This window comes from Flavobacterium sp. (assembly GCF_044339515.1).
In the GTDB taxonomy this organism is placed as follows: domain Bacteria; phylum Bacteroidota; class Bacteroidia; order Flavobacteriales; family Flavobacteriaceae; genus Flavobacterium.
In genome coordinates, this window is the sequence record NZ_JBIIVK010000020.1 from 19,317 (window position 1) to 40,669 (window position 21,353).

14 protein-coding genes and 1 tRNA gene are annotated in these 21,353 nt (G+C 33.6%); 9 read left to right on the forward strand and 6 right to left on the reverse strand.

What is annotated here, in order from left to right; translation table 11 throughout:
- Window positions 1-18: 18 nt before the first annotated feature.
- Entirely contained in the window at window positions 19-483 is a 465-nt protein-coding gene (gene rimP / locus ACIQ0M_RS07300; RefSeq protein WP_396151223.1) for a ribosome assembly cofactor RimP, read from the reverse strand.
- 176 nt (window positions 484-659) lie between these two features.
- On the opposite strand from rimP, the gene ACIQ0M_RS07305 reads away from it, so the two are divergent.
- Complete coding sequence (locus tag ACIQ0M_RS07305; RefSeq protein ID WP_396151199.1) at window positions 660-1,484, forward strand: universal stress protein; 825 nt, start codon at window positions 660-662, stop codon at window positions 1,482-1,484.
- Window positions 1,485-1,586: 102 nt separating this feature from the next.
- Here ACIQ0M_RS07305 and ACIQ0M_RS07310 read toward each other — a convergent pair.
- Window positions 1,587-1,657 (reverse strand) — tRNA-Gln (locus tag ACIQ0M_RS07310).
- A 229-nt stretch (window positions 1,658-1,886) separates the two neighbouring features.
- Between ACIQ0M_RS07310 and ACIQ0M_RS07315 the strand changes: the two genes are divergently transcribed.
- Both ACIQ0M_RS07315 and ACIQ0M_RS07320 read left to right on the forward strand, forming a co-directional pair.
- On the forward strand, window positions 1,887-5,084 hold the full coding sequence (locus tag ACIQ0M_RS07315; protein ID WP_396151200.1) for a DUF2723 domain-containing protein: 3,198 nt from the start codon (window positions 1,887-1,889) through the stop codon (window positions 5,082-5,084).
- Window positions 5,085-5,123: 39 nt separating this feature from the next.
- Window positions 5,124-5,768, forward strand: coding sequence for a polysaccharide deacetylase family protein (locus ACIQ0M_RS07320; RefSeq protein WP_396151201.1), 645 nt, complete (start codon window positions 5,124-5,126; stop codon window positions 5,766-5,768).
- On the opposite strand, the gene ACIQ0M_RS07325 is transcribed toward ACIQ0M_RS07320, so the two are convergent.
- Window positions 5,765-6,061, reverse strand: coding sequence for a co-chaperone YbbN (locus tag ACIQ0M_RS07325; protein ID WP_248435864.1), 297 nt, complete (start codon window positions 6,059-6,061; stop codon window positions 5,765-5,767). The two genes, ACIQ0M_RS07320 and ACIQ0M_RS07325, sit on opposite strands and share 4 nt — an antisense overlap.
- A gap of 71 nt (window positions 6,062-6,132) precedes the next feature.
- A complete protein-coding gene (locus ACIQ0M_RS07330; protein WP_396151202.1) occupies window positions 6,133-7,368 on the reverse strand; it encodes a metallophosphoesterase in 1,236 nt (411 codons plus the stop codon).
- A 207-nt stretch (window positions 7,369-7,575) separates the two neighbouring features.
- On the opposite strand from ACIQ0M_RS07330, the gene ACIQ0M_RS07335 reads away from it, so the two are divergent.
- The 6 genes from ACIQ0M_RS07335 (at window position 7,576) to ACIQ0M_RS07360 (ending at window position 19,352) form a co-directional block, all read left to right on the forward strand.
- Entirely contained in the window at window positions 7,576-9,273 is a 1,698-nt protein-coding gene (locus ACIQ0M_RS07335; protein WP_396151203.1) for a histidine kinase dimerization/phosphoacceptor domain -containing protein, read from the forward strand.
- Window positions 9,274-9,290: 17 nt separating this feature from the next.
- Entirely contained in the window at window positions 9,291-10,004 is a 714-nt protein-coding gene (locus ACIQ0M_RS07340) for a LytR/AlgR family response regulator transcription factor (protein WP_396151204.1), read from the forward strand.
- 108 nt (window positions 10,005-10,112) lie between these two features.
- Entirely contained in the window at window positions 10,113-10,334 is a 222-nt protein-coding gene (locus ACIQ0M_RS07345) for a hypothetical protein (protein ID WP_396151205.1), read from the forward strand.
- Window positions 10,331-15,910, forward strand: a complete 5,580-nt coding sequence (locus ACIQ0M_RS07350) for a tail fiber domain-containing protein (protein ID WP_396151206.1) — start codon at window positions 10,331-10,333, stop codon at window positions 15,908-15,910. Before ACIQ0M_RS07345 ends, ACIQ0M_RS07350 begins: the two co-directional genes overlap by 4 nt.
- Window positions 15,911-16,021: 111 nt before the next feature.
- Entirely contained in the window at window positions 16,022-18,889 is a 2,868-nt protein-coding gene (gene polA / locus ACIQ0M_RS07355; protein ID WP_396151207.1) for a DNA polymerase I, read from the forward strand.
- 103 nt (window positions 18,890-18,992) lie between these two features.
- Window positions 18,993-19,352: a hypothetical protein gene (locus ACIQ0M_RS07360; protein ID WP_396151208.1), complete on the forward strand. Its 360-nt coding sequence runs from the start codon at window positions 18,993-18,995 to the stop codon at window positions 19,350-19,352.
- Between the two features lie 49 nt (window positions 19,353-19,401).
- On the opposite strand, the gene ACIQ0M_RS07365 is transcribed toward ACIQ0M_RS07360, so the two are convergent.
- Entirely contained in the window at window positions 19,402-20,097 is a 696-nt protein-coding gene (locus ACIQ0M_RS07365) for a hypothetical protein (protein ID WP_396151209.1), read from the reverse strand.
- Between the two features lie 10 nt (window positions 20,098-20,107).
- Window positions 20,108-21,130, reverse strand: coding sequence for a LacI family DNA-binding transcriptional regulator (locus ACIQ0M_RS07370; RefSeq protein WP_396151210.1), 1,023 nt, complete (start codon window positions 21,128-21,130; stop codon window positions 20,108-20,110).
- Window positions 21,131-21,353 lie beyond the last annotated feature (223 nt).

Below are 21,353 nucleotides of genomic sequence, written 5' to 3' on the forward strand. Positions count from 1 at the left end.
TAAATCTACTTAATATTTTTAAAATGTTATGGTCACAATTGCTTCTTTTATTTCTGAATAAGGTAGTGCTAATTTTTTTTCTACCGTTTCCTTTCCTTTACCAATCTTCTTAGGCTCTCTTGCTGTCCAAGTTAAGGTAATAAATTCTTCGTTTGCCTCAGATAAAACGGCTTCAATTATATCTGTTGCTGTTTTAACTTTTAGTACTCTTCCTATATTTTTTTTATATTGTCTCACTAATTTCAGCGGTGTTGAAACTCCAGCTGAAGCCACTTCAAGCGAAAAATCCTGCTCTTCACGATCCAAATTATGCTCTAGAGTTCTACTAATATCAATACAATCTTGGAGCGTAACACCCTGATCACCATCCAAAGTTACGATAATTTTCATACTTTCGGTAATGGTTAAATCAATCAAAAACACCGATGGCTTTTCAGACAAACCTTGATTTAATAAGGAAACTACTTTATCTTTAAATGTCATATTTTTATAAAAAGAGGCACGCATTGCGTGCCTCATTATTTACTTTTTAATCAAATAACGGTGCAAATATAGTGATTTTTTTTATAATTGAAAATTCATTGTAAAATCATAAAAATATTTGTACCTTTATCTTTTCAAACAACCTAAAAAACCAATCTATTTTACACGACTTTTTTATGAAAAAAATTTTAATTCCAACCGATTTTTCTCAACATGCAGAATATGCTCTTAAAGTAGCGGCTCAGATCGCAAGAAAACATGATGGTGAAATTATTTTGCTTCACATGTTAGAGTTACCACATCAATCCGGCGACGCTGTAAATAGCGGACATGCTATTCCTGAACTAATGTTTTTTAAAAATGCTGCCATTAATAAACTAGAGAGCTTAATGGATGCACCCTATTTAGACGGTTTAAAAGTTTCAGAAATAATTCAATTTGAATTAGCATTTGACGGAATTATCAACCTAAGCAAAAAAAACGATGTTGATTTGATTGTAATGGGTTCTCATGGTGCTAGCGGATTTAAGGATATGTTCATTGGCTCTAATGCAGAAAAAGTTGTTCGTCATTCCGAAGTTCCAGTGTTGATCATTAAGAAAGAAATACCTGATTTCAATATCAATAAATTTGTTTTTGCCTCTGACTTTGCAGATGAAGTAAAAAAACCTTTTGCAAAAGTAGTTGAAGCCGCAAATAAATTTGATGCAGAGTTAAATTTAGTAATGATTAATACACCTAATAGCTTCAAATCAACATTAGTGGCACAAGAAATTATGGATAAGTTTGTTGCACAATTTCAAGTTAATAAGTATTCAACACACATCTTTAATGATGCCAATGTTGAAAAAGGAATCTTGAATTTTGCCAACAGTATTGATGCCGATTTGATTGGAATGTGCACACACGGACGCAAAGGCCTTTCGCACTTTTTCAACGGAAGTATCAGTGAAGACTTAGTAAATCACGCTGTAAAACCGGTTTTAACGTTCAAAATATAACCATTTATCATATAGAGATAAAAATCCCGTTTGAGAATATACCAAACGGGATTTTTTATGAAATAAAAACAAAAAACCCACTCTTTAAAGTGGGTTTGTCTGTTGGTCCACTAGGACTCGAACCTAGAAAGACGGCACCAAAAACCGTAGTGTTACCATTACACCATGGACCAAAATCGCTTGATTGCGGGTGCAAATTTATAACATTTTTTATTTAAAGCAAATAAATAAAAGATTTTTATCTGAAATATTTTTCTGAAATTAGTAATAAGTTTAAAAACTAGTATTTTAAGTTACAAAATAAACAATTAATAGTGAGAAAATTTTGTTAACCCATACCCGTTTACACAAAAAAATAGTTTCTTTGTAGCTAGATTCAAGCATAAACAATAAATAGCACTAATGACTACACTCAACTTTAATAAGTGGAATACCCTTTTAGGCTGGTTCGCTTTTGCCATTGCTCTACTTACATTTTCATTAACCGTAGAACCGACTTTAAGTTTTTGGGATTGTGGTGAATATATCTCCACCTCAGCTAAGTTACAAGTTGGGCACCCTCCTGGAGCTCCACTATTTCAAATGATGGGTGCATTTTTTGCAATGTTTGCCCCAGACGATTCAAAGGTAGCTTTGATGGTGAATATGATGTCGGTATTCTCCAGTGCTTTTACAATTTTATTCATGTTTTGGTCATCCACCCTGTTGTTGAGAAAAATTGTAGCTCGATTCAAAGAAATAACTAAAATGGATGAAGTGGCTATTTTAGGTGCTTCTTTCGTGGGTGCGTTAGCTTTTACGTTTACAGACAGTTTCTGGTATAATGCGGTGGAAGCTGAAGTATATGCTATGGCAACTTTACTGATTTCACTTTTATTTTGGCTTGGTTTGCGATGGGAAACCGACATGCATACACCAAGGGGAAATAAATGGCTTTTGTTAATTTGCTTGGTCGTTGGACTTTCATTTGGTGTTCACTTTATGGCTTTACTGACAATTCCTTCAATAGGATTGTTGTATTTCTTTAAAAACTATAAAACCATCACTGTTAAAAATTTCATCATTGCCAATGTAGTAGTTATAGCAATTCTGTTGTTTATTTTTAAAATGCTGTTGCCTTTAACGATGTCTCTTTTTGGGAAAACAGAAGTTTTTATGGTCAACACATTCGGGTTACCATTTAACTCAGGAACTATTTTTATGACGTTGTTTTTAATTGCATTCTTCTATTTTGGCTTGAAATTTACACGAACAAAAAATCTTCCGCAGTATAACACCATATTATTGTGTATTCTTTTTGTTTTAATTGGTTTTTCAACTTGGATGATGTTGCCAATTCGTGCCAATGCAAATGTTGTTATTAATGAAAATCGTCCTTCAGATGCTCGAGAAGTTTTGGCCTATTATAACCGTGAACAATATCCACAAAATCCTTTGTTTTACGGCCCTCAGTTTACCGATATGTTTGCCGGGTTAGACCCTGACGAACCTTATTTAGACAAAGCTCCCAACTATGAGCGTGATTATAAAACAGGCAAGTATGTAATTACCAACAATTACATCAATGCAACTCAGAATAGCCATAATGCACACAAAACTTTTTTACCTCGTATGTGGAATGGCGAAAGTGCTCAAAATTATATGGAATTTACAAATGTTGTGGATTTTAAAATTGATCCGGAATATGCTCATGAAGAAGAATTGGTCAATATTGTTTCGCAATTTAGACAAGCTTACAGCTCCGGCAGATTGGACAACGAAGATTATATTTCATTTTTAAAAGGATACGGAAATTACCTGATTGTAGAAAAACCAAAAACTTCGGACAATTTTAAATTTATGTTTGAATACCAATTTGGGTATATGTATGTTCGTTATTTGTTATGGAATTTCGTTGGAAGGCAAAGCGACGTTCAGGGAAAATATGATAACGAAGGAAATTGGCTTAGTGGGATTAAATTTATTGATGAAATCTTTTTAGGCTCACAAGAAAACCTTCCTCAAGATGTACTTACCAATAAAGGAAGAAATGTATACTACTTTTTACCTTTTATTCTGGGAATTATTGGTTTGCTTTATCATTCTAAAAAAGATTTAAAAAGTTTTTATGTGCTGCTTGCCTTATTCTTGTTTACCGGAATCGCTTTAAAAATTTACCTCAACGAAAGACCTTTTGAACCGCGTGAAAGAGATTATGCCTTGGTTGGTTCATTCTATGTTTTTGCCATTTGGATTGGAATTGGTGTTTATGCCATTTTTGACACTTTACGTAAATGGATGCAACCCAAAATCGTTTTTCCTGTTATTTTTATTGCTTCACTTTTAGCCGCTCCTGTTTTACTAGCCTCCCAAAACTGGGACGATCATGACCGTTCTGGAAAATATACCGCTTTGGCAAATGCGAAAGGCTACTTAGAGTCTTGCGAACCCAATGCAATTTTGTTTACTATCGGTGATAATGATACTTTCCCTTTATGGTATGCTCAAGAAATCGAAGGAATTCGTAGAGATGTAAGAGTGGTTAATACCCAATTGTTTATGACCGATTGGCATATTGATCAGATGAAGGCAAAAGCATATGATTCTGAACCATTACCGATTTCATTTGATAGAAATTTATATGTTGGAGATAAATTAGATTATTGTCTCTACAATGAAATTACGCAAAACCGCTGGGAATTAAAAGATCTGATTAACTTTATTAAAAGTGATGACCCTAACACTAAACTTGAAATGCAAAGTGGTCAAAGTGTACATTTTTTCCCAACTAACAAAATTAGATATACAGTTGACAAAGAAGCTGTCATTAAAAACAAAGTAGTCTCGGAAAAACTCTATGATTCAATCGTTCCTTATATGGATATTGACATTAAAGATAAAGCGATTTACAAAGCTCGAATTATGATGTTTGATATCATTCAGAATAACAATTGGGAGAGACCAATTTATTTTACTGGTGGTAGTGATACGGATGAAGATTTCTTATGGATGAAACAATACCTTCAATTAGATGGTTTAGTTTACAAGTTAGTCCCTTTAAAAACTCCCTATGATCCTGAGAATGGTCAATTGGAAATGGGTATGATAGACAGTGACAAAATGTATGACATTGTGATGAAATGGGATTGGGGGAATAGCGACGGCGACATTTATCACGATGTTGAGACCCGAAGAAACAGTATAACCTATCGCTTAAACTTATCCAGATTAATGCAACAACTAATTAATGAAGGAAAAAATGATAAAGCCAAAAAAGTTATTGAATTGGCTTTAGAAAAACTACCGTTAGATAAGTATGGATTTTATACCCTGATTGAGCCTTTTGTGGGCGGTTATTATGACATTGGTGAACCCAAAAAAGCTCAGGAATTAACCGCTAAATTAGCTGAGAAATATAATGAAAATCTCAATTATTTTGTTAGTCTTAATCCTTCGGAACAAAATGAAAACATGTATGAAATTGTTAAAAATTTAGAACGCTACCGATCCTTGATACAAGTTGTAAAAAGCAAAAGAGATACCGCTTTTTATGAGAAAAATCGAAAAACATTCAACGGTTACAACAAACGATTTGAGCGATTTGGTCGCGATAATGAATAAAAAAATAGAGCCATTAATTTGGCTCTTTTTGTTTGAGATATGGATATACTTTGGATAAAAACAAGCCCAATCATCAAAAGCATTTTTTCAAACTATGTGTGGAGCATTCCCAACCATGAGAAAAAAGTGTTTCTAACTTTTGACGACGGTCCGATTCCTGAAATAACGGATTGGGTTTTAGATCAACTGAAAGTATATAATTACAAGGCAACTTTTTTTTGCATTGGTAATAATATTGAAAAACATCCTGAAGTATTCAATAAATTAATAGAAGAAGGTCATGCCATTGGAAACCATACATTCAACCATTTTAAAGGCTGGAATACCCCAAACAAAACTTATTTCAAGGAAGTGGAATTGTGTGAAGTGGAAATTCAAAAATCGTCGATAGTCAATCTTAAATCTAAATTATTTCGTCCTCCTTACGGAAAAATAAAACCCTCACAATCCAGAAGATTGCGAAAACTAGGGTATAAAATAATCATGTGGGATGTGCTAAGTGCCGATTACAAAAAGGAAAATTCTAAAGAAAAATGTTTAGAAAACGTATTAAAAAATGTTGAATCAGGCAGTATTATCGTTTTTCACGATAGTATAAAAGCATTTCCGAATCTGGAATATGTACTTCCAAAAACGCTTCAATTTTTATCCGAAAACGGATATCAATGTGAAATAATTCGTTAGACTTGTTCTTGAACTAAACCAATAATCGTATTGGCATCCAACTCACCGGATTGTCTCCAAACCATCTGACCTTCTTTATAAATCATTAAGGTAGGAAGACCTTTGATACGAAGAGCATCGGCCAATTCCTGATTTTTATCTACGTCTATCTTAATTACCTTCGCTTTATCTCCCAGAGCGGCTGCAACATCACGAATCACGGGATGCATGGCTACGGATGACTCGTTCCACTCAGTGTAAAAATCAATTAGCACCGGAACTTGAGCATTAATAAGTTCACCAAACTTTGACATAAGGACAAATTTTATTTAAATTTAAACCTATTTTTTAACATATTCAATACAAATGTAGCATATTTTACGAATTACGCTACTTTTTCGCCTCTTTTTAATTCGATTACGGTAATTTCAGGCCAAATTCCTACTCTTCCTGGGTAAGCGTGGAAACCAAAACCGCGGTTTACATAAACATATCTACCTAAATTTTCATACAATCCTGCCCATTGTTTATACACATATTGCACCGGACTCCATTTGATAAAACCGGGAATTTCTATTCCAAATTGCAATCCGTGCGTGTGACCGGATAACGTCAAATGGAAATTTTGTTCATTATTTTTCACTTCGTATTCCCAATGACTTGGATCGTGGCTCATCAAAATCTTAAAATCATTTTGACTTAAACCGTTGGAAGCTTTCACCAAATCTCCGGCCTTTTTGAAACTTTTTCCCCAATTTTCAACACCAACCACAGCAATTTCATCGGTTTCATTTTTCAATTTTATATGTTCATTCATCAACAACTTAAAATCAATTTGACGATGTAAATCCTTAATTGCTAAAAAATTATCTTCTTTTTCCTTTTGAGTTGGCCAATCAATATATTCCCCATAATCGTGATTGCCTAATACCGAAAATTTTCCAAACTTTGGATTATGTATTTTTTTAAACGTATCAACCCAAGGATTCATTTCAGTGGCGTGTGTATTCACGATATCGCCTGTAAATAATACTAAATCTGAATTTTGTTCATTAATTAAATCAACCGCATATTGAATTTTTTCAGGATCATCAAAACTTCCTGAGTGAATGTCAGAAATGTGTGTAATGGTCGTTCCATCAAAACTATCCGGTAAATCAGGAAAAAACAAAGTTTGTTTGATGACTTTGAAGTTATATTTTCCTTTTGTCATTCCATACAAAAGAGATAGAAATGGCACAGCTGCCACACCAAGAGCAATTTGACTCACGAATTTTCTTCTTTCCGGTAAAAAAGAACTTTGGTTTGTATTTCCTAAAAAATGTGAAATCGTACCGGAAATTATTCTGTAAAAATCCTCTCCAAACATAATTGTTGTAAGAATCATTTTTGGAATGTAAATAATCAAAACTAATCCTAATGTAAAGAGCGTTTTGGGAGTTTGACCAACGCTTCGGTCAAACTGAGTGAAGGAGTAAATGATATAAACTAAAATTAGAATACTAAGTATAATGTATGAATAGTGAACCCACTTTATTCGGGAAATAGTCTTAAACGCTTGAAAAGCATAAATCTCTATAAATAAAACAAACGCGAGAAAAAATAATAATCTAACTAGCACAGGAATTTTTAAGCAAAATAACAACATATACCTTTGATTGACTCCTATTTATTAAAAATTTAACGGTTTTATATTGTCAAAAAAAATAAGTTCTAAAAAATGATAATCCAATAATAGCCTATCTTAAGTAACTGATTTAAATAAAAAATATATATTTTTATGCTTTTAAATGCAAAAACCTAATAGAATTAAGAAAATTTTTGATAGATGAGAAGTATCATTTTAATAGTGTTTTTTTTATTTGCGATACAAGGAAACACTCAAGAAAGTGGGGAAATATATTTAGTAAAAGCACAGCGTTTTTTAGATGACGAAAATGATAGTTTATTAGTTTATTCAAAAAAAGCAAAAAATATTTTTTCTAAAAAAAATAATCATTTGGGAATTGTTAAAAGTATTGAAATGGAGGGGTTCTATCATTTATATATTAAAAATAATTATGATGAAGCTCAAAAAAAATTTTTAGAATGTCTTGAGTTATGCGAAAAACATAAACTCAATTACCATAAAAACATTTATCATTCCCTAGGAAGGGTTTTTCATTTTTCTGATAATTATCCAAAGGCAAAAGAATATTTTAAAAAATCATATGAATTAGCTCAATCAGAAAAGGATTCTTTATTAATAGCGAAAGGATTAGCCAGTTTAGCAACGATTAATTTTCGTGAAGATAATTTTGTTGAAGCAGAAAAATTATTTTTGGAAGCATTGAGTTATCCGTGTGATAAAAAATTAAAAAACGCCATCTATTCCAATTTTGCCAATATGAAAATTGGTGAAAAAAAGTATCAGGAGGCAATCAAATATGCTGTGAAAGCTATAGAATTCAACCCAATCAAAGGTGGCGACCCGGTTGATTATTCCAGGCTTTTGGATGCAAAAAATGAAGCAAAAGATTTTACTGGAATTGATACCATTTTAAGAAATGCAAAAATAATGTTTGAAAAAGCTAGTTCTTTGCGAGATAAAACGATTGTTTTAGCTTCAATTAGTGTAACCCATTATAATTTAGGTCAATACAAACAAGCTGCTGAAGATAAAGACAAATACATTGACTTGTTTTATGATTTAAAAACGCAGGAACGAGATGATGTTGTATATGAATTAGAAACAAAATACCAAACAGAGAAAAAAGAGGAAGAGCTTCAGAAAAAAATTAAAGAAAAAAACCAATTGTTAATTTACATCATTCTCTTTGGAGTTATTATTTTGTTTTTAAGCTATTTAGTTTACTTAAACATCAAACAAAAGAAAAAACTAAACAAACAAAAAGCACAATTAGAAATTCTAGTTGACGAAAAAAATACGTTGTTGAAAGAAACCCATCACCGGGTGAAAAACAGTTTTCAGATTGTGTCGAGTTTGCTTTATCTACAATCCGAAAATATCCATGACAAAGAAGCCGCTTTGGCCGTTAAGGAAGCTCAAAATCGTGTGAAATCGATGATTTTAATTCATCAAAAATTATATAGTAAAGATCAATTGGTTGGGATTGATTCCAAAGAATACATAGAAGATTTAGTGAATGACATCATTGAAAATCAATCGGATAATATTGAAAATCTTACAATTGTAAAAAATATTGAAAGTAAGATTTTCAGCATCGACACCATTACTCCTATTGGATTAATCATCAATGAATTAATGACCAATGTTATTAAATATGCTTTTCCTGATAAAATTCAAAATCCACAATTAACCGTTTCTTTTATCAAAAAAGAAGGTAACTATGAATTAAGTGTTTCCGATAATGGAATCGGTATTTCTAATCAAAACAATCCGGATTCTTTTGGTTTAAAATTAATTCATTCGTTAGCCAAAAAATTAAAAGCCACTGTTTCTTTTGAAAACAATAATGGCACAACCGTGACGCTATTCATTACTAAATTTGAAGAATTGAATTAAAAGAGTACTTTAGTGTAATGAAAACCAAAATCTACATACTGGAAGACGAGCCATTAATCGCAGAAACCATCAAAACCAGTCTTGAAAAAGAAGGTTATGAAATTTGCGGAATGGCTGACAATGTGAAAGAAGCCGCTTTTGATGTTGAAACACTTCAACCCGATTTAATTTTGGTAGACATCACTTTAGATGGTGAATTAAATGGAATTGATTTCGTTCATCATTTGAAAAAGAAAACCGATATTCCTTTTATCTTTTTAACCTCATTATCAGATAATGCTACGTTGGAAAAAGTGAAAGCCACCGAACCTTTTGGCTATATCGTAAAACCATTTAATGAAAAAACATTAAAAACGAATATTGAATTGGCTTTGCACAAATACCAACTTCAAAAGCCATCCGTTTCTGTGACGGAAGAAAATGATTCTTTTTTTATTAAAAATAAAGGTGAACTTATACGAATTGAACTCAATCAAATTTTGTATTTAGAAGCGTTTGATAATTATTGTTACCTCATCACTGCACAAAACAAAACCTTGATTAGTCATACGTTAAAAAGTGTAGAAGAAAAATTGCCTTCTCAAAAATTTCTTCGGGTACACCGTTCTTTTGTGGTGCAGGTTTCACAAATTTCTTCACTTCAAGAAGGATTTGTATTTATTGGTAAACACAAAATTCCGGTTGGAAAATCATACCGTGAAGAACTAATGAAAAACATTACTTTATTATAATCTTCACTTAGAAAAAAGCTTTGTTCACTCAAAAAAAAGCTCTTTTCACTTTATTTAATCTTTGTAATTCAGCGAGTTAGTATAGTTTTAGATTAAAATCTAATATCTATGTTTAGCTTATCTAATCCTTCCATCACGCTTTACACCGAAACAAACGGGTTTTATCTGTTGGAAATTCGTCATAAAACCGATCATACTTTGGTTTTTAAGGACACTTTAAAAAGTGAAAACAAAAAAATAGTCATCAAAGGATTTGCCCAAAATCGATTTGCATTTACCCTACAACCAATTGTAACCACCAACCACTGGGAAAAAATTTTATTGTCATGAAAAAAATTACCGTATTTTTCTTTTTGCTATTAAACCTAGCACTCTATGCTCAAGTGGGTGTAAACACCACCACACCCGATCCATCATCCATGTTGGATATTGCCTCTATTAACAAAGGAGTTTTAGTGCCAAGAGTAAGTTTGGCTAATGTAACAACCACCATGCTCGACGGAACCAACACCGCCGCAACAGGATTATTAATTTGGAATACCAATGCTGCCACTGTGGGTGGAAATGGTGTTGGTTTTTACTTTTTTAATGGTACGCAATGGATACCGATTACGCAGACAATAACCGGAAACACATTGGATCAATCGTATGACCAAGGTGGAGCAGGAATTGGTAAAAACATCAACGCAACCGATGGTGCAGTTCGTATCAATGGAGATGACGGTTTTTTGGTAACCGGAATTTTTGGAACGGGAAATATTATCAATACTGAAATAACCGGAGCAGGAACACGAATGTTTTTCAACCCAAGAAAAGCTGCTTTTAGGGCAGGAAGTGTTTTTGGAAACGAATGGGATGATTCAAACATTGGAGATTTTTCAATCGCTTTAGGTAGAGGTACAATAGCTTCAAACACTTATGATATTGCTATCGGTTTTGGTTCAACTGCTTCTGGAAGTTATTCAACTACATTAGGTTGGGCAAACACAGCTTCGGGAGCCTATTCATTTTCTATGGGTCAAAATTCTACGGCTTCTGGATTTCAATCAACCGTGTTGGGTTATTTATCAAATGCAACTGAAGATAATTCAATGGTTTTTGGCAACAATTCTATTGCTAGCGGAGATAACTCTTTTGCTTTAGGGAATTATACTACCGCTTCTGGAATTAATTCAATGGCATTTGGAAATAATTTAACCTCTGAATCTGGTTACGAATCTGTTTTTGGAACTTTCAACACAGATTATACGCCAATAAATATAAATGGATTCAACAATGCTGACCGTTTGTTTGTCATTGGGAACGGTACAAATGCAACAAATCTCAGTAACGCTTTAACGATTTTTAAAGACGGACGAATGAACATCAATGATGCGTATACGATGCCCACTTCAGACGGAACTAATGGTCAAGTAATGCAAACCAATGGTTCCGGAACCGTTTCTTGGGCAACGCCATCAACAGCAACAGATGATCAACAAATAGATGTTCTTTCCTTAACTGGTGATACACTTAACATTTCATTACAAGATGATGGCATTGCGACTCAAACCGTTGATTTATCACCACTTAGAGACCATGATTGGTATGAAGTAGGAACAACTGTTGCTCCAAATGCGATTACAGATAATATTTTTCATAATGGAAATGTTGTGATTGGGAAAAATACGTTGGATATTAGTAATCCTAAATTGGACATTGAAAACAATAACTCTTCTACCTCTTTAAAAATCAGGGATGTAAGTACCGGAATAACCTTACATACAGGAATTGACCTAACTATGCAATCAACTGCAACTTCTAGTGAATACGGTCTTAGGATTTCACATAATAATCCAAATTCTGGTCTTAAATATGGTGTTTTTACTTCAGTAGAAAATGGAAATGGTACAAATAGTGCTTTTCAAGGTCGTATAGAAGGAAGCGGTTTAAATATAGGTTCAAGTATTATTATTTTTGATAGTGGTTCAATCAACACGAGTGAACAAATGGGTAACACCATCCGATTTGAGCAAGCATCAAATAATAATTTTTATGGTCTTTTGAATGAATTTTCTTCAAACAATTTGGTTAATGATAGTGGTACAAAATATGGTATTCGAAATAATTTTGGCTCAACAATAGGCGGAACAATTTATGGTTTATATAATAGTTTTCAACCAACAATGTCAAATAATTTTGACAAATACGGTTCATTTACATCAATTCCTGCTACTTTAGGAGGTACACATTACGGAATTTATTCGAGTGCAACCAAAACAGGAAGTTACGCCGGATATTTTTTAGGTAACGTTTCCATAGGAACTACTATATCAAACAGTTATATTTTGCCCTCATCAAGAGGTGCAAATGGTCAAATTATGCAAATTGATGGAACTGGAAATGTAACTTGGGTAACTCCAGCAACAGGCACAGATGATCAAAATTTAACAACCCCAACTTTAGTAGGAACCACTTTAAACTTAAATATTGAAAACGGAACAGGAACTTCCATTGATTTGGCTCCGCTTCAAGACGGAACCGGAACGGATAACCAAACACTTGCTTTAGCCGGAAACAATTTATCCATTTCCGGTGGAAATACTGTTAACTTGTCCGCTTTAAACACTGACGACCAAAATTTAGTAACTCCAACATTAGTAGGAACCACTTTAAACTTAAATATTGAAAACGGGATAGGAACTTCTATTGATTTGGCCCCGCTTCAAGATGGGACGGGAACAGATAACCAAACACTTGCTTTAGCTGGTAACAATTTATCCATTTCCGATGGAAATACTGTTAACTTGTCCGCTTTAAACACTGACGACCAAAATTTAGTAACTCCAACATTAGTAGGAACCACTTTAAACTTAAATATTGAAAACGGGATAGGAACTTCTATTGATTTGGCCCCGCTTCAAGATGGGACGGGAACAGATAACCAAACACTTGCTTTAGCTGGTAACAATTTATCCATTTCCGGTGGAAATACTGTTAACTTGTCCGCTTTAAACACTGACGACCAAAATTTAGTAACTCCAACATTAGTTGGAACCACTTTAAACTTAAATATCGAAAACGGAACAGGAACGTCAATTGATTTGGCTCCCCTTCAAGATGGAACCGGAACAGATGATCAAACGATTGATAATTTCAGTTTAAGCGGAACAACTTTACGACTTTCATTGGAAAATGACGGGCAACCTTTACAAACTGTGAATTTAGCTTCTTTAGTTGGCACTGATGATCAAAATTTGGTTACACCAACTTTGGTTGGAACAACGTTAAATCTAAACATTGAAAATGGTATAGGAACATCCATCGATTTAGCTCCGCTTCAAGATGGAACCGGAACGGATGATCAAACGATTGATAACTTCAGTTTAAGCGGAACAACTTTGCGACTTTCATTAGAAAATGATGGCCAACCTTTACAAACAGTAAATTTAGCTCCCCTTTTAGACCATGATTGGTATGAAGTTGGTGGAACAAATCCAGCCAATTCAATTTTAGACAACATATACACTGGTGGCGATGTTTCCATAGGAAAAACAACTGCTGCAAACGGTAAAGTGGACATCGATGCTAATGACAAAATATTAACCTTATTTTTGGAAAACAACAATACGAGTAATGGAATAAAAAATGGAATTTTTAACTCTCTTACTACTAATCCAAATAATTCACTTTCCTCCGGCATACTTAATAATATTAGAGGAAATGCAACATTCAAAACTGGTGTTACTAATAATTTTGCCACGAACAACAGTGGTCCAAATATCGTTGAAACTGGAATAAGCAATCAATTTTATTCAAGTGGAAATGTCAGTGCAGTTGGATACAGTAATTTTTTTAACCCAATATCGACCAATTCAGGTAATATAATTGGATTTCAAAATTCAGTAAGTAATGGAATCACAGGGTTCTTTATAGGGTTTCAAAACACAAATGACATTAACAGCAACGATACAAAAACAGGTTTATTAAACAATTTTGAAGGAGGTGGTTCAGGAGCAGTTGTTGGAATCAAAAACGAGTTATTATCTACTACAACTGGAGAACAAATAGGAATAGAAACCAACATTTCGAGCACAGGAACAGGTATAAAATATGGGGAAAAAATTGAAATTGATAACGCTAGTGGTGGTTTGCATTATGGAATTTATTCAGATGTGACAAAAGCTAATAGTTTTGCAGGCTATTTCTTGGGAAGATTATCTATCGGGACAACAACCACAAACAATTATATTTTACCATCATCACGCGGAACCAACGGTCAAATCATGCAAACAGATGGTGTTGGAAATGTTTCATGGGTAAATTCTCCAACCACTGAAAGCACAACTGCAAATAATGGTTTAACTCAAATAGCAGACAATATTCAATTAGGTGGAACATTAATACAAAACACTTCAGTCACCCAAGGAGTTAATTCATTAGATATTAACCTTAATAGCACTGGTGATTTTTCTATCCAAGACAATGGAACAGATGTCTTTTTTGTAGAGCATACCGGAGATATTGGAATTGGAACTTCCAACCCAGCTTTTCCCTTACATATTGTTGAAAATGTTGCAGCAACTACTCAAGGCGTTTATATTGATAAAACCGATAATACAACAGTTGAAACCTCTGGCTTATATATTCAAAAAACAGGAACAGGAACAGGAAGAAGCCATGCTATATATACCAATGTTGACGGAACCGGAACCGGACAAAAGTATGGCATCTTTAATACTATATCCAGTAATGCCATTGGAAATCAATATGGAACCCGAAATTACATCAATAGTGCTACTTCATCTTTTATATTTGGTACTTTTAATAATTTGGATAACGCAGGAACTGGAAATCAATATGGCGTTTACAATGGTATGCGAGGAACATCAGCGGCAAATTTATATGGAACATACAATGAATTTAACTCTCCATCTATAACCAATGAAACTGCCGGAGTTTACAATTCCTTCACGGATGGAACACCAGGAACAAGTGGAATAATGGGTGTGTATTCCGAATTTTCAAATCCATCCAATGGAACCTACTACGGTGTTAGAAATGCCTACACGGCAGCTGCCACTGGAACAGGTATAAAATATGGAACGTATAATTTAATACCCGCCGCGGCTGGAGGTACTCACTATGGAACTTTTAATTCTGTTGATGTTTCTAATGGTTGGGCTGGATATTTTGTTGGAAGAAGTTATTTTTCTGATCGATTGAGTGTTGGCGAAACAAATAATGCAAACGCAGCCATAAGCATTAATAAAAATAGCACTGGTACTTATTCCCACCTCGAATTAAAAGAATCTGTTGCCGATGACGGTGCTAGAATTAGATTTACAAATGCTGCTGAATTAACTAATGAATGGGTATTATTTGGACGTGCAGACAATACCAACTCCGACAGTTCTTTTAACATTTTTAATAATGTCTCAGGAAATGTAGTGGTTGTAAACGGAGATGGAAGGGTCGGAATCATGAGAGCTCCAGCAACCAATGCTTTGGAAGTAAATGGCAATGCTTCAAAAAATGTTGCAGGTGCTTTCATAGCCAATTCTGACAGTCGTTTAAAGAAAGACATTACAACAATTTCTCCCAATGAAGCCTTAGATAAAATTCTAAAATTAAGAGGAGTAACGTATTATTGGAATGATGACAAAACCGGAACAACTCGTCCTGAAAATCTTCAAATGGGTTTTATTGCACAAGAAATTGCCGAAGTTTTCCCGGAAAAAGTTTCAGAAGATAATCTTGGATATTTGCAAACCGCTTACGGTGATTATGACCCAATCGTTTTTCAGGCCATCAAAGCGTTAAACGATAAAATTGAAAATTTAGAAAAAGAGAACGCTGCATTAAAGTCAATAGTAGAAAAAGTAAATGCTCTGGAAGCCAAATTAGAACAAATGAATATAAAATAAAGTTGGATTTTTTTTAGTGGTTGGAAAATGTCGAAATCAGAAATTGGTTTCGGCATTTTTCTTTTTTAGGATTCAAAAATGTATCTTTGAAATCTTCAATATATTAGAATTATGTCAACGCAAAAACGCCTTTTCCTTCTTGATGCTTACGCTTTAATTTTTCGTGGGTATTATGCTTTTATCAAAAATCCACGAATCAACTCCAAAGGAATGGATACCTCAGCAATCATGGGATTTATGAATTCTTTAATGGATGTTATTCGTCGTGAAAAACCCGATCATCTTGCGGTGGCGTTTGATAAAGGCGGAAGCGATTACCGTTATGAAATGTATCAAGAGTACAAAGCTCATCGAGACGAAACGCCCGAAGCCATCAAAATTGCAGTTCCTTATATTCAAGAATTGTTGAAAGCGATGCAAATTCCGATTATGGAAAAAGCAGGTTTTGAAGCCGATGATTTAATTGGAACATTAGCCAAACAAGCCGAAAAAGAAGGTTTCCAAGTTTTTATGGTCACGCCTGATAAAGATTTTGCTCAGTTGGTTTCCGAAAATATTTTTATGTACAAACCCGCCCGAATGGGGAATGATATTGAAATTTGGGGAATTCCCGAAGTTCTGGCCAAATTTGAAATTGAACGACCGGAACAAGTCATTGATTATTTGGGAATGATGGGCGATTCTGCCGATAATATACCGGGTTTTCCAGGAGTGGGAGAAGTAACTGCCAAAAAGTTATTGAAGGAATTTGGTTCGATGGAAAATCTTCTGGAAAACACCGATAAATTAAAAGGTGCTTTAAAAGATAAAATTGAAAAGAATAAAGAACTTGGAATTTTATCCAAAAAACTGGCTCGAATTTTACTTGATTGTCCGGTAACTTTTAATGCTGAAGATTTTGAACTTTCTAAACCGGATGTGCAAAAAACAGATGAGATTTTTCAGGAACTTGAGTTTAGACAAATGAAAACTCAATTTGATAAACTGTTTGGTAGTGGAAAAGAATACGACGAAATCGACACAAATGGCAATGACAGTGGTAATGACAATGGCAAAAATCAATTTCAAAAGAAACCAGTTGCAAAAAAATCAAACGAAGAGCAATTTGATTTGTTTGGTTTTAGTGATGATGATTCGGATGAAGTAAGAACAAATTCATTTTATGCCACGTTAGAAACAACCGAACATTTTTACCAAAGTGTGCAAGGTGATTTGCCAGTAAAATTACTTTTGCAAAATTTAATGAACCAAACTTCGGTTTGTTTTGATACCGAAACCACCGGAATTGATGCGTTGAATGCCGAATTGGTTGGTTTGGCACTTTCGTGGGAAAAAGGAAAAGCATTCTACGTTCCCTTTCCTGAAAATCAGGAAGAAGCTCAACAATTAATTGAAAAATTCAGACCTTTTTTTGAAAGTGAAACGATTGAAAAAATCGGTCAGAACATCAAATATGATTTGAAAATTTTAGCGAATTATGGTATTTCGGTTAAAGGGAAATTATTCGATACGATGATTGCTCATTATTTGATCAATCCGGATATGCGTCACAACATGGATATTTTATCGGAAACGTATTTAAAATATTCGCCAAAATCCATTGAAACCTTAATTGGTAAAAAAGGGAAAAACCAACTTTCGATGCGAAATGTGAATTTGGAGGAAATCAAAGAATATGCTGCCGAAGATGCTGATATTACTTTACAATTGAAAGAAGTTTTCAGTCCTATATTAGACAAAGCTGAAACAAAGAAATTGTTTGATGAAATCGAAATTCCGTTAATTCCCGTTTTAGCGGCAATGGAATCTGAAGGCATTCGATTGGATGTTGATTTTCTGAAAAAAATGTCAGTGGATATGCAAAAAGATATCACTGAATTTGAGCAAAAAATCTATGAAACGGCCGGTGAAAAATTCAATTTGGCTTCTCCAAAACAATTGGGCGATATTTTATTTGATAAATTAAAAATCGGTGGAGCCAAACAAAAGAAAACCAAAACAGGACAATATGCTACGGGTGAGGAAGTGTTGAGTTATTTAGTGAACGAACACCAAATTGTGAAAGACATTTTGGAATGGCGACAAATGGTGAAATTGCAAAGTACCTATATAGATGCGTTGCCGAATCAAGTAGATCCAAAAACGCAACGCGTTCACACCGATTATATGCAAACGGTTGCCGCAACCGGACGATTAAGTTCCAACAATCCGAATTTGCAGAACATTCCGATTCGAACCGAAAGAGGTCGATTAATCCGAAAAGCATTTATTGCCAGAGATGAAAATTACACCTTAGTTTCTGCCGATTATTCGCAAATAGAACTTCGCATTATTGCCGCTTTATCAGGCGAAGAAAATATGATTAAAGCCTTTCAAAACAACGAAGATATTCACAAAAGTACGGCTGCAAAAGTATTCAATGTTCCCTTGGAAGAAGTCACCAAAGAACAACGAAGCAATGCCAAAACGGTCAATTTCGGTATCATTTATGGTGTTTCGGCATTCGGACTTTCCAACCAAACCAATTTATCCCGAAAAGAAAGTGCGGAGTTGATTGATGCCTATTATGCCACTTATCCAAAATTGAAAGCCTACATGGCGAACCAAGTTGATTTTGCGAGAGAACACGGTTACGTTCAAACCGTTTTAGGAAGACGACGTTATTTAAAAGACATCAATTCCGCCAATGCAATGGTGCGAAGCGGTGCCGAGCGAAATGCTGTGAACGCTCCCATTCAAGGTTCTGCCGCAGATATCATCAAAATTGCGATGATTGACATTTACAAACGATTGGTTAACGAAAATTGGCAATCCAAAATGTTATTGCAAGTACACGATGAGTTGGTGTTTGATGTGCACAATTCGGAATTAGAAAAAATTCAACCGATGATTAAGTACGAAATGGAAAACGCATTTACATTAGCTGTTCCGTTGGATGTGGAATTGGGAATGGGGAGAAATTGGTTGGAGGCTCATTGATTTTAGTGTTCAGTAAGCAGTTTTTAGTAGGCAGTTAAATTGTTGAACAAAGTATTTCAATAAACAATAAGGTATGAAAGTGAAGAATCTCTTTGAAACAAAAATGTATCTTATCATACTTTTTTGTTTACCTTTATTAGTAAGATTTTCAGAAATTGAAAATTATGGAATTAATAAAACAGTGGGCTGGGCTTATGACATTTCAGGATTTACGATGTATTACGTTAAATATATTGTTTTTGCTTTTTTCATTGGATATTTGTTTCTAGCCATCATCAAAGTAAAAACTAATTACCATCTTTCAATAATACATTTTATCTTAATCGCTTTTTGTTGTTTGTTTTATGATAATTTAAGATATATGCGTTTGGTTGATAACATTGCAATTATTGGAATTGTTGTATTTTTAATGATATTTTTTAATTCTTTGTTTTGGAGAATAAAGTCTTTATTGAAATTTTAACACTAACATTTACTTCCCATAAACCTGAACCTACAAATTATATAAATTTCTAAACATCCTCTAACCATAAAAGGAAATTTATAATTCTATATTTCTCTAAGTCCTTTTCGCTCTGTTTTCCCTGAAATAACGATGAAAAACCTTCCTTCATTAGTTTAGCATTTTCATTTGAAAAAGATGTAGTAATTTCTACCAATCTTTTAAATAACTCATTTGGAATAGCTTTAAACACATCATCTACAAGTATATTAAAAATAGTTATATCTTCTTTTGAAGTTATTGGCTTTAATTGTAAATGTATATCATTGAGAAGAATAGCATAAACATCTGGATAAAAGTTAAAAGTTTGTAAAGAAATAAGTGAGGATAGATATGCTTTTGGTTGGATATATTGTTGGTTTTTATCCATATCAATAAGAAAAATGCTAGTTTTCTTAACTAATACTGAATCATAAGTCTTTTTTAGTTGCTGCAACGAACTTTGAAGTTCAATAGGAAGTGTTAATTCTTTTCTTAATCTACGATACTTAGGAAGTAAACTTGTTTTAAACTTAATGATGTAATTTGTATTGACAATAATATCATCTTTCCAAACTTCATCAGTTAAACATTTATCAAATTCAACTTTTGAAAATATTTCAGTGTCACAATCATTTTTTACAATGACTTGACAATGTAAATTATTGCTATTAAAATTCAAAAAGAAAATGAATGAAAGCAGTAAAATTTTGAATTTCTTTCTCATAAAATTGACCTTACACCCTCCTCGTAGAATCCCGTTGTCTCAACTCCGTTTTTACAACCGTAGTTTTATACGTTGGTGTTTCTTGTTTTCGTTCGAGTTTTTCGATAAGAAGTTTGGCGGCTTCTTCACCAATTTCAGGTCCGTGTTGGCTGATGGTAGATAAACTTGGTGTTAATCTACGTGACCAAACGCCGTCTGCAAATCCAATAACACACAATTCTTCCGGTATTTTTATTCCTTTTTGAATGGCAATTTTCATCGCCATGGTAGAAGAATGTTCATCAACAGCCAAAATTCCATCTACTTCTTTTGAGGCTATTAATTTTTCTAAACGGGCATCAAAATCTTCTTGAGTGTCGGTAATGATGATATGCTTATTGTTAATGCTTATTTTATTGTCTTGCAAAGCTCTTTCATAACCCAACGCACGATGTTTTCCCACACTTAAATTATCAATACAAGAAAGTAAGGCGATATTTTTACAACCTATTTTCAATAAATGATTGACAGCTTCAATCGAAGATTCAAAATCATCTACAATCACTTTATCACAATTGACATCTTCCATGATGCGATCAAACATCACAATTGGCAATCCTTCTCGAAGTATTTCTTTAAAGTGTGAGGAAACATTTTTAGCTTGTGATTCTTCTGCAACCGAAAGAATAAAACCATCAACTGTTCCATTACTCAACAGATCCATTGCTTGTTTTTCTTTGTTATGGGATTCGTTGGAAATATAAGTGATAACATTGTAACCTTTTTCGTTGGCTTTCTTTTCGATTCCGCTGAACACTTTAGCAAAAAAAGGATTTAAAATATTAGGAATAATAACTCCAATTGTATTTGTACGTTGATTTTTCAAATTCTTAGCCATCGTATTCGGCTTGTAGTTCTGAAGCTTAGCATACTCTTGTACCCTGATTTTAGTAGGTTCACTAATTTCATGACTATCACTCAACGCTTTAGAAACCGTGGAAACGGAAATTCCTAAATCTTTTGAAATTTGTTTTAAAGTGGCTTTTGGCTTCATACCTTTTGAATTTAGACGTAAAAATAGTAAAATAATAAATAGATTTGCAGTGTTTGACGTTTATCTGAGGATGAAAATTGATAATTGTTATAAAATTTCAATTAAATGAGTTTGAAATGATCTCAATTAATTCAAAAAAAATCCATTAGTTAGACCTTTAAAATCAGTAGTATTAGCGAAATTATAATGATAAAAATAAGTCTTACAAAATAATCTCAAATTG